Source organism: Leisingera sp. F5 (assembly GCF_001593695.1).
On record NZ_LUKH01000560.1, the window covers coordinates 1 to 2123 of the forward strand.

Genomic DNA, 2123 nt, shown 5'->3' on the forward strand with positions numbered 1-2123 from the left:
TACGAGAGGCTTCATATTGCTTGCTCCGGTTTTGAGATGGCACGTGTGACTCATGATCCAATAGCCCGCAGTGTCAACCGGCAGTTTGACGCGCATCAAAGTTCCGGCAGGAAGCTGCGGCAATTCAAGGCGCTGACCAGCAGGGCAGCAGGTCTCCGGGTTCCGGGCGGGCGTTTGAGATGGCGCGCGCAATGGCGCGGCTGAGGCACAGGGCAGCGGCATGGCAGACCGGTCCAAGGTCTGCGTCCGGGTTTTCCAAGGCGCGGGCGCCGGTGCTGGCGGCAAAGACCAGATCGCCGTCGCCGGGCGCGTGGGCGGGGACAATGGCGCGGCTGATGCCGTCATGGGCGGCGGTGGCCAGCCGCTGGCACTGCGCCTTGCTGAGTGCGGCATCTGTGGCGACGATGGCGATGGTGGTATTGGCGCGCTCTGCCGGCAAAGGGGCATTGCCCAGCTTCTGCATGGCAGCCAGTTTGCGGCTCTCCGGACTGCGGCCCAGCCCGGCGGAGGGATCCGGGCCCAATCCGCCGAATTCATCTCCGATTTCAAACGGCGCCGCCCAGAAATGCCGCTCACCCGGTGTGGTGACGGCGCCCAGCGGGTTGGCGGCCACCAGCGCGCCGACGGTCACGCCGCTGTCCAGCACCAGCGAGGCCGATCCCAGCCCGCCCTTGACCATCGCGGTCAGCGCGCCGGTGCCCGCACCAAAGGTACCAAGATCAAAGGTATCTGCCGCGGCTTCAAACGCCGCCCGGCCCAGGGCGCGGTAGGGATTTTCATCCCATGCCTTGCCGCCGCCGTTCAGTAGATCAAACAGGATCGCGCCCGGCACCAACGGCACCCGCGCCGGGCCAACCGGAAAACCGCGGCCCTGACTGTGCAGCGCATCCATCACGCCGGAACAGGCATCAAGACCAAAGGCAGAGCCGCCGGACAGCACAAGCGCGTCGATCTTAGCGACTGATTTATCCGGCGCCAGCAGGTCGGTTTCCCGCGTCCCTGGTGCGCCGCCCATCACATGCACAGATGCGGTGAAGGGCTGATCCGCCGTCAGCACCGTGGCGCCGGATTTCAGCGCGCTGTCCTGCGCATTGCCAACTAGGATGCCGGGCACATCGGTGATCAGATTTCGAGGGCCGGGGAGCATGGTGAGAAGTCCTTCTTGCATGAAGCGCGCTGGGGCGCGCTGCCTCCGGCGGGGGTGAGGCCTGTCATGGAAACCCTCCGGGGGAGGGTTTCAAGGCCGAACGGGCGGAGCCCGGGGAAAGATGAAAGCGCGGCGTCAGATCCGCGGCTTGGGCGCTGCCGTCGCCGGATCGCCTGAATTCGGTTCGCCCTTTGGTTCGATCAGCAGCACCTTGCATTCCCGTTCGGCACGGGGGCGGTGACTGATGCCTTTGGGTACCACGAACAGCTCACCTGCGCGGACGGTCTGCGGCTGCTGGCCTTCGATATCCATCACCATTTCACCTTCCAGAACCAGGAAGAAATCATCGGTATCCGGATGATGGTGGAACGGAAATTCCCCCTGAAACTTCACCACCATCACGTCGTTGCCATTGTAATCCGCCACCACATGCGGGTCCCAATGGGTGGAGAATTGGCTGAGTTTTCCGGCCAAGTTCACAGTCTTCATATGCAGCGTCCCCCGTCCACTTCCATCGCCACTCCGGTCACCATGCCAGCCTCGTCCGAACACAAGTAACAGGCCGCGTTGCCCATGTCCTCGGGGGTGGAAAACCGGCCGATCGGGATGGTGGACAGAAACTTGGCGCGCATTTCCGGTGTGTCTTCGCCCATGAAGGTTTTCAGCAGCGGCGTTTCTCCGGCCACCGGGTTGATCGCATTTACCCGCACGCCATGGGGCGCCAGTTCGACCGCCATGGTCTTGGTTGCAGTGATCATCCAGCCCTTGGAGGCATTGTACCAGTTGAGGTTGGGGCGGGGCGACACACCGGCGGTGGAGGCGACATTCAGGATCGCACCGGTCTGGCGGGCCTTCATATGCGGCACCAGGGCGCGGGCCGTCAGGTAGACGGATTTCACGTTCACAGCCAGTACCCGGTCGAAATCGTCCTCGGTGATTTCTTCCAAAGGGGCGGGAAGGTGGGTGACGCCGGCAT

Annotated in this window: 3 protein-coding genes; all 3 read right to left on the reverse strand. The window is 64.0% G+C overall.

Annotated features, from left to right (window positions below; translation table 11 throughout):
* Positions 1 to 124: 124 nt before the first annotated feature.
* Positions 125 to 1147, reverse strand: a complete 1023-nt coding sequence (locus A2I95_RS33245; RefSeq protein ID WP_291736693.1) for a P1 family peptidase — start codon at positions 1145 to 1147, stop codon at positions 125 to 127.
* A 135-nt stretch (positions 1148 to 1282) separates the two neighbouring features.
* The gene (locus A2I95_RS33250) at positions 1283 to 1636 is read right to left on the reverse strand and encodes a cupin domain-containing protein (protein ID WP_259988278.1); all 354 of its coding nucleotides are present in this window, start codon (positions 1634 to 1636) and stop codon (positions 1283 to 1285) included.
* A partial coding sequence (locus tag A2I95_RS33255; protein WP_291736697.1) for a glucose 1-dehydrogenase occupies positions 1633 to 2123 on the reverse strand: 491 nt, incomplete at its 5' end. The genes A2I95_RS33255 and A2I95_RS33250, both read right to left, overlap by 4 nt.

Bases quoted from the DNA above. Each gene is read 5' to 3' on its own strand.
- A2I95_RS33250 (WP_259988278.1), bottom strand. From the start codon at position 1,636: ATGAAGACTGTGAACTTGGCCGGAAAACTCAGCCAATTCTCCACCCAT.
- A2I95_RS33245 (WP_291736693.1), bottom strand. From the start codon at position 1,147: ATGCTCCCCGGCCCTCGAAATCTGATCACCGATGTGCCCGGCATCCTA.